The 9,226-nt window shown below is 31.0% G+C and carries 5 protein-coding genes; 2 read left to right on the top strand and 3 right to left on the bottom strand.

Translation table 11 applies throughout. The features are described 5' to 3' along the window. The first annotated feature begins 397 nt into the window (after nt 1-397). A complete protein-coding gene (locus B3R94_RS11685) occupies nt 398-1,906 on the top strand; it encodes a MauE/DoxX family redox-associated membrane protein (RefSeq protein WP_291100948.1) in 1,509 nt (502 codons plus the stop codon). A 31-nt stretch (nt 1,907-1,937) separates the two neighbouring features. Beyond that, complete coding sequence (locus tag B3R94_RS11680) at nt 1,938-2,213, top strand: DUF6520 family protein (RefSeq protein ID WP_280062949.1); 276 nt, start codon at nt 1,938-1,940, stop codon at nt 2,211-2,213. A gap of 23 nt (nt 2,214-2,236) precedes the next feature. Here the strand turns inward: B3R94_RS11680 and B3R94_RS11675 are convergent, their stop codons facing one another. Genes B3R94_RS11675 through B3R94_RS11665 form a run of 3 tightly spaced genes read right to left on the bottom strand, consistent with a single transcriptional unit; the run spans nt 2,237 to nt 8,973 of the window. Next, complete coding sequence (locus B3R94_RS11675) at nt 2,237-4,681, bottom strand: alpha/beta hydrolase family protein (protein WP_291100945.1); 2,445 nt, start codon at nt 4,679-4,681, stop codon at nt 2,237-2,239. After that, nucleotides 4,668-6,047, bottom strand: coding sequence for a RagB/SusD family nutrient uptake outer membrane protein (locus B3R94_RS11670; protein ID WP_291100942.1), 1,380 nt, complete (start codon nt 6,045-6,047; stop codon nt 4,668-4,670). Before B3R94_RS11670 ends, B3R94_RS11675 begins: the two co-directional genes overlap by 14 nt. Before the next feature lie 4 nt (nt 6,048-6,051). Beyond that, nucleotides 6,052-8,973, bottom strand: a complete 2,922-nt coding sequence (locus B3R94_RS11665) for a SusC/RagA family TonB-linked outer membrane protein (protein WP_291100940.1) — start codon at nt 8,971-8,973, stop codon at nt 6,052-6,054. Nucleotides 8,974-9,226 lie beyond the last annotated feature (253 nt).

Below are 9,226 nucleotides of genomic sequence, written 5' to 3'. Positions count from 1 at the left end.
TTTCGGTTTTCTTAAAAATTGCAGTGTATGAATTTATAAATTAGACAGGCTTTTTATGTTTTTGACGCATTGACATACCTCCTATTTTTTACGCTAAACCTAATTTCGATACAAACTTTAAAAATGAGAAACTATGAAATCTTTTTATTTAATTGTACTTGGGTGTTTTGTATTCAATAGCTGTATAGAAGATGAAAATATTCTAATTGACACCCCGAATCGGTCAGAACGTATTACTCCTTCTTTGAAAGATAATATTAAGGATAGCACATCTTCTAAAAATGATCCTCCTCGGGATAAAGATCCATACATGAGACGTAAAGATGATGAAAAAGGAGACTGATGTTAGATGTTAGATGTTAGAAAGTTATTTTTTATGAATTAAAACTACTTAAAGATGAGAAAAATTGCACCGTTTATACAAACGCTCATCTGCTACCTATTTATTATTTTGTTTATTTACGCAGCAGTGAGTAAACTAATCGATTTTGAGAATTTTCAAATTCAATTGGCTCAATCACCATTACTAAGTGCATATGCAGGCTTTATTTCTTACGCCGTAATCATTGTGGAAATTGTAATTGTATTAATGCTTTGTATCAAGCGAACACAACAAATTGGATTGTATGCTTCTTATGGTTTAATGCTCGCGTTTACAGTTTATATCTACCTGATTATTAATTACAGTGATTTTGTGCCATGTTCTTGTGGTGGAATTTTAGAGAAACTTGGATGGACAGAGCATTTAATTTTCAATCTCGTATTTGTTGGATTAGCTGTAATTGCTATTTACTTGAGTAGAATAGTAATATTTCAAAAAAGTAAACGGAAACTATTTGTTACCTTCTTTACTATTTCTATTGTTTCAGTTGGAAGTGTTATTATGCTATTTCTTACGTCTGAACACATCATCAAACAAGAAAATAATTTTACCAGAAGGTATTTACAACATCCAATTATCGAAGAAAAAGCGATTGATCTAGGCGCTAATTCCTATTATTTTGCAGGATATGAAAATAATATGCTGTATTTAGGAAATTATACTGCTCCACTTGTTTTAACGAGTGTTAATACCAATACAGATCAAATCATTTCCAAAAAGATTGATTTGGACTATAAAGATCATCCTTTTAAATCCATTATGATGCGTGTCAAAAATGGTGACTTTTATTTGTACGACGGAACAGTTCCAATTATTTATAAAGGAAAATTAACCAATTTACATGCAGAAACCATCAGTTTAAATGATGCTTTTTTTAATCAATTGATTGTGATTGATTCTATCAATTTTGCAATTCGTACGCAAAGTAGCACAACGAATACGCAGATTTTGGGTCTTTTAAATTTAAACAAAGAACCCAAAGTAAAATTGATTTCAACTATACTCGAAAAACAAATTGATGGTGTTTTTGATACAGATGGATTGTTGGTTTCTGATTCATATACAAATGAGTTGGTTTATACTTATTACTACCGCAATCAATTTATTGTAATGGATCAAGATTTACACATCAAACACAAATTAAATACGATTGATACTACTCGTCAAGCAAAAATTGAAGTTAGCCATCTATCGGATGGAAAAAATAAAATGAGCGCTCCACCATTATTAGTGAATAAAAAAATGGTTGCACATCGACATCTCTTGTTTAATATCTCTAAGCTAATGGGAAAATTTGAATCCCCAAAACAGTGGAAACAAGTGGATGTTATTGATGTATACCGAACAGATCGCAGGCATTATATCGGAAGTTTTACTGTACAACATCGCGAAGAAAACAAACTTTCTGATTTTTTAGTGACTGATTCTCATTTTTATGCACTAATTGGAAATGAATTGATTGTTTATAAACTAAAGCCGGCTATAACCGATCAGTTTAAAACAGGAAAAGCCGAAAACCTGTAAAAAAGTAGGCAAAACTAAAATTCACATTAAAATGAAAAATTTAAAACAAATTATTTTACCAGCTGTCATTGTATTAATGGGGACTGGTGCTGCTTTCGCTACAAATCAGGCGAAGAAAGCTGGATGGGATCCTGGAGATCCGATTTATCGTATCGATCAAGAACAGCCATGTACATTGGTTGAAGATTTTGAATGTAGCAATGTTATAGGTAATTTATGTACTTACCAGCCAGGTGTACATCTTTACGGAATGGATGAAATTTCGGGAACAGCTTGTAATGTTCAATTATTTGAAAAAACAAATTAATAATTTATAAAAGGAGACAGCTTTTACAGCTGTCTCTTATTTTTAATCCACTCTATTTCAGTGTTTTTTAAATAAAAATCGAACCAATTTATAATCCTCTGATTTAAATCTTTTGCCTTTGATGGATTCATAATCACATGCTTTTCATTCGGATATAATAACAACTTTCCTTCTTTTTTTAAAAGTCTCATTGCTAAATACATGCTAACACTTTGTTCCCAATTGACATGATAATCTTCTTTTCCAGTCCATATTAATACAGGTGTATGTAGGTTTTCTAATTGGAGTAAAGGAGATTGTTTTAAATAATTTTCTTTTGAATCATAAAACATTGAACTCATTTTAAAAAACTCATCCTCAAATCTCCAAAATTGTGGTTTTGATTTATTCCAATCCATCGAAAAGTACCAATTTACAATATCAGAAACACCTGAGCCACTAACAGCGGCTTTAAACATATTCGTACGATTTACGATATAATTTACCTCAAAACCACCATAAGAATGGCCTATTAATCCAATTTTATCTCTATCAATATTGGCTTCTTTTAATGCTTGATTGGTTGCCTCAACTGTACATTGTAGTGCTGATTCGCCTGGTTGATCTAAATCGACTATGATATCTGGTAGTAAGACAAAATAGCCTTGTGATGTATAAAAATCAGTATTGAAACCATTAGCTGAACTTACTTCTGGCAATTGAAAATCATTCACTAAATGTGATTGCTTTTGGTAGATATGGACAATCATCGGATAATATTTGGTTGTATCATAATCAAACGGATAATACAATATTGCTTTTACTGATTTCCCATTTATAATAGATTTTATTTCTTGAAAACGACGTTTTTGAACAATCGAATTAACTGCTTCAACCCGAATGGTTGCTTTATTCTTCTCATCTATTTGAACAATACGAGGAGATTTTAAATAACCTTGCTCTATTACATACAAATTCTTATTTTTTAACGAAACTTTCTTAACATCTTGCGATGTGTTATAAATTTCATTTAATCGATCACAACATTTATAAATTTTGTACTGATTATTTTCGTTTAAAGATTGCAAATAAATGGTTTCATCTACTTGATTTTTAGCTTTATTTCTAGTTATTAAAAACGTAAAAGTACCCGTTTGTTTTGTAGATTGAATTAATTGCTTCAGCTTTTTTGTATGAAGATTATATTCCCATATCCCTTCTTTAGCTGTTAAAAAAACACGTGAATTATCATAAAATTTAGCTGGCTGAAAAGCTTCATTCTTAAAATAATCATCAACGGAGAATCCTGCTTTTATTGAAGTGGTTAAACTTTTCTTTTTGTCTTCTAATACATCATATATCCACCAATTATTTTCTTTGAAATAGATAAATTTATTATAATCAGAAAGTATTAATTTATTTCTGTTGTAATCGTCAAAATCTTCAACTATTAACTTTTGATTCATTGTTTCTAGATCCATTAACTTAACATCAACATGATCCCGTAAATGGCGATAACTTCTGTATCTATTCTTGTCGAATATAAGTAGATATTGCGTTCCTAAAAATTCGTAATTGACGTCCGTTAGAGAAATTCTGTTTTTCACCTCTCCATTATTTAATTGAATAAAAATCAATTCTTTTTGACTCTTCGGTTTTTGAATAATAATTTGATCATCAGAGGTATCCCAAATTTCTACTTCTTCTGATTTTTTTAAAGTATAATCAGATTGAAATGTATTTTCTAAAATGAGTAAATTATTGTCTTCGTTAATAATCTTGAGATTTATACTCTTATTTAAGTCATGAAGTAATTTGACCTTTGTCCCATTACTTTTGACATAAAATACATCTTCTCCTTCTTGTTTAATGTAGTCATATTGATTGGATTTATTCCATCTTAATGACTGATATTTAACGCCAGCTATTTGAAAAATAGGATTGATATTTTTATTTAATTCATACACATCAATGGTATGATTCGTTTTTTCAATTACTAATTTATCATTCTCCCATTTGTAATCTATTACATCAATAAACTTTATTTCGTTTCCTAATTCTCCATTATTTATTGTATTAATGTAAAGCGTATTACCTTCTTTTTTCGCTACAAAAAATTGCTTATTAGAAGTTTCAATCATTTTCTTATAGTGCGGAATAGTTTTTTTATTTTGACTTTGGATGTTATATAGTACAAGACCTTCATTTTTTTCATCATATAAAAAATACTTATCACTCAACCAATGATAATTCATTATTCTACCAAGTCGTATTTCATCTGTTTTTTTATTATTTTTCAAATAATAGACAGGCAATTCATGGTTTTTATTTTTCGTAAATAATATATTTTCATTGTTTGCATCTACAAATTCAACGGTATAAAATTGATTAAAATAAGTTTCCAATGAATCTAATTTCTGTTGTTGACCAGAAATATAAATTGAAATTAAACAGATATAAAAGTTTAATATAAATCTAATAGCCATCATTTTGGGGTTTTAAATTATTATTCAATAAAATCTCCTTTTCTGGTAAAGGCAGTTTCTCCATAAATGGTTTCCAAGTTGGAATACTGTTTTGTAATTCATTTAATCGATTCCATCTTTTCAAATCAAAAAAACGATGACCATATTCTGTAAATAATTCATGTTTATATTCATCTAAAATAGCTTGCTCTAAGTCATGTTGAGATAAATTGGAAAGCATAGGTAAATTGGCTCTTTTACGAATGAGGTTTAAATCATTTTCAGTTTCTCTAAAATTGGAAAGCTGAAAATTAGCTTCTGCACGTATCAAATACAATTCAGCTAATCGAAGTACCACACTATTCTCTACATTAACTGTTGACGAAGCATTGGGCGCTTTGTATTTGTATGGTTGATACCAAGTTCCCTGATTGTTATTTAATTTCTTTATCCAAATTTCTTTTCTTTGATCTCCCTTCTCGAAAGAGTTGACGAAAGTGGGTTTTAAACTTACAAAAGCTGGTGGTAGAGCATTTAACATAAAAACATCTGCTTCCAAGGAATTTCCAGTTGCTAAATGAGGCGAAAAATGCCATAGAATAGATTTACTTTCTTTCAAAAATTCTTTGCTAAGATCTTGTTCTAATGTAACACCAGCCGTTTGAATAACATCATTTGCATGCTGTTTAGCTTTTTCCCATTGTTTGGTTTGTGCATAGTATTTAGCTATTAAAGTTTTTAACGATGTAAGATTCAATCGTGTTTTAGATGTGTTTTTCGTTCCTTTCAAAAACAATTCTTCTGCTACTAAATAATCTTGTTCTATTCTTTCATAAATTTCCTTTTCTGGTGTTTTATGAACAAGTTTATTTTGCAAATAATCTGTCGTTGTGATGTATGGGATTTCGCCAAACAATTGAGTCAAATACATGTGCAACATTCCACGCATTGTATAGGCTTCTGCTAATACTGTTTGTTTGTATTGATTTTCTAATAATGTACTTTTTTCTACCCCCTCTATCAATGCATTTAATCGATATATTTGATTATAACTTGTGTTCCAGCTAGTCAACACCAATTCATTTCGAGTGGATAGCGTGTGTTCATAAAACTCTTTTTGACCAAGTAAATTGATGGAATATAAGTCGAGTTCATCTGTGTATAACCCCAATAAATACGTCATACCAGAATTATTACCAGTTAATAATCCGCTATCTCTTAAGCTTGCATAGATATTTAACAATGCAGCATCTGTCGTTTTTTTATCTTCAAATACTTCTGTGCTTACAAGTTGTGTATTTGGTGTATCAAGATCTAAGAAGTTGTCGCAACTTGTCAAAAGAATTAAAGCGATTAATCCTTGTTTAAAGTGTATAAAAATTGATTTCATAATATTAAAAGTTTAATTGTAATCCAAGTGTATATTCTTTCAGAGGTGGCAAATACCCTGATAAAACAAATTCGGGATCAGCACCAAAATAATTGGTTAGCGTCCATAAATTTTGTCCGTTGAGAAACAATTTTAGAGAAGAAGTGTTTGCAATTTTAAATTGATAGGAAATGGAAATATTCTTTAAACGGATATAAGAACCATCACTTACCGATTGATCACTTTGTTTAAAATTATTATAGGCTTGCGAAGCTAATGTTTGGCTTCCAGTGCTATATCTTTGATACTTGGCTGATGGATTATTCGGTGAATATGCATCTAAAAATTCAATCGGTTGATTGGTTAAACTTCCTGGAATGAAACTCTGAGCGATATAATTGATACTATTTTGTTTCACGAATTGAAACAGTACATCAAGTCCAACTTTTTTATACTGCACTTGATTTGACCATCCTCCAAACCATTTTACACCCACATTTTTAATAACCTGCTTATCTTCAGTACTTATTTTTCCGTCTTGATTAAAATCTTTGAATGTATGTACTCCTGTGATTGGGTCTATACCAGTCCATTCGTATAATTTTTTAATTGTAATGGGTTGACCAATAACATAAGTATTGGCATAAGTAGAACCTTCTAAATCGGGAAATGACACTAATTTATTTTGTGGAAATGATAGATTCAAGGCTGTTTTCCATTGAATAGCGTTTTGCAATGGTTTTGCTGAAAGTTCAATTTCAATTCCTTTGTTCTCTACTTTTGCAGGTAAATTAGATTGAATGGATGAAAAACCTGTTGTTCCTGGTAAAGGGATTCCGACCAATTGATTTCCAGACACATTTCTATACCATGCAAGCGAAAATCCTATTCTATCTCTAAAAAAAGATAAGTCAAGAGCGAATTCTAATTTTTTATTTTTTTCCCAACTAAAATTAGGATTGTACAAACTATTTGGCTCTAAACCTGTAACCTGATCGTACGTTCTTGCCTTTGTAACATAGGTATCCAAGTATTGATAATCACCAATCAAATCATTACCTGTAATCCCATAACTACCTCTTATTTTTCCGAAGCTTAACCAAGATGATTCGTTGAGAAAGTTTTCTTTTGAAAAAATCCATGCTGCTCCAATTGCACCAAAATTCCCATATTTAAAATTTTGTCCAAAACGACTTGATCCATCACGACGACCAGTTAAGTTTATAAAGTATTTGGATTGGTAGTTATATCCAAATCTACCGTAAACAGATTGATAGGTATAATCTATGATAGGTTGTGCACTAATTGTTTTTACACTTGCAGAAGATAAATCGTTTAGCAATGAGTTACTCAGAAAATTAGAAGCCGAAATTCCTAATCCATTTGTTTGTCTGTGTTGAAATGTTAATCCAACAAGATTTGTAAAATGATGTTGATTTATACTTTTATTGTACTCTAATCGTGGTTCTATGTTATACGACATAACTTTCTGATCGTATCGTAATACGTTAGATCGTTCACTCCCATAATTATAATTTGGGTTGTATATCGTAGATGGACTTACCCGATTTTCTATTGATTGACTATAATAAATCCCTATATTATTCACTAAACTTAATCCTTCAATTAATTGAATTGAATTCAAAATAGCATGATTCATCATATCACCATTACTAGTATAATAACCTCTGAGTGAGGCTAATGGATTTACAAACGTATTGTTTTGCCAATTCAGTTCACCTTGTTCATTGTATAAATTTGGAGCATTCGGGGCTAAGCTTATAACACTTGAAAACAAATCGGTAGAAGGTAATTTATTGACAGATCGACTTAAATTACCTTTATATCCAATAGAAAATCGTTGATTAGGAGAAGTGTAATTTAAACTTATTAAAGCAGTAGTCTTTTTTAATCGAAATGGTTCTGGATAAACAGTTGTTGCTTCAAAATGTCCCATACTCATTAAAAATTGAAATTGATCTGAGGCTGCGTTTATACTTAATTGGTTATTGTTTTTAGAAGAAATGTGCCTTACTAATTCGTTAAACCAATTGGTTGACGAATTAACATCCCAACTTCCATTTATATCATAGGCATTGGCTGGATAAGTTTTAATTCCATCGTTTTCAAATGCTGTTCTTCTCATTGCTAAATAATCAGACGTATTCATTAATCTTAATCGATTCATTACTTTACCAACTGTGTAATCTGAATTATACGCAATATTTAGTTTTCCACTTTTTCCTTTTTTAGTTGTTATCAGTACTACTCCATTGGCTCCACGCGAGCCATAAATAGCAGTAGCATCGGCATCTTTTAAGATTTCAATGCTTTCTATTTCTTTTGGATTCAGAAAATTAAGAGGATTAGATTCTCCATAAGGTAGAATACCAGACGACAGCCCTACACTTGTTGTATTTCCACTTCCAAAAGGAACACCATCTACAATATAAAGTGGTTCGTTCCCTTCTCGTCTTAGACTATTTCGTCCACGTATCTGAATGTCATAACCACCACCTGCATTTCCAGAGTTTTGTACTATACTCACACCAGCCATCCGTCCTTGTATGGCAGAAAGTACATTATTCACAGGCTGATTTTCTATCTCCTTTGCCGTTACACGTGCTATAGAACCCGTTCGTTCTTTGTCTTTTACAGTATAATATCCTGCATTGATCACCACATCTTTCAGCTGAATACCTTCCTCCTCCTTTGTGAAACTTACATTGATCACGCTTCTATTCAAAACCACTTCTTCTCGAATAGGGAAATCCAATTGCTCAAAAATTAATTTAGCATTTTCATGTTGTAAAGTCAACGAATAGTTTCCATTATCATCGGTAAAAGTGGAATTATCGGTTCCCTCCTCTTTTACCATTACGCCCACCAGTGGGACTTGAAGTTCTTTTACCGTTCCAGTCACGGTTTTACCTGTTTGTGCCAACATAGGTGTTGCACAAAACAATCCCAATAGCACACTTATTATATGCCTATTGAGTTTGAAGTAAAATTTTTTCATAATTTTACAATAGTTTTTTAAAATTCAACATTAGTTTTAAAAGCCACTAACTTTCCTGTACATCGCGCCAACTTTGTTTTTGGGAAAGGAGGTTTTATTTTTTCATTTCAAATTTGTTCTTTATTTTCTTTTTTTAGCACAAAAAACATTTGAAATTAAAAGGAGGAGCCACGGTGTGGCT

The sequence above is a fragment of the Empedobacter sp. UBA7611 genome, assembly GCF_002484365.1.
Lineage (GTDB): Bacteria > Bacteroidota > Bacteroidia > Flavobacteriales > Weeksellaceae > Empedobacter > Empedobacter falsenii_B.
The sequence above is the reverse complement of the archived record's forward strand: the minus strand, read 5'-3'. Positions and strand labels throughout refer to the sequence as shown.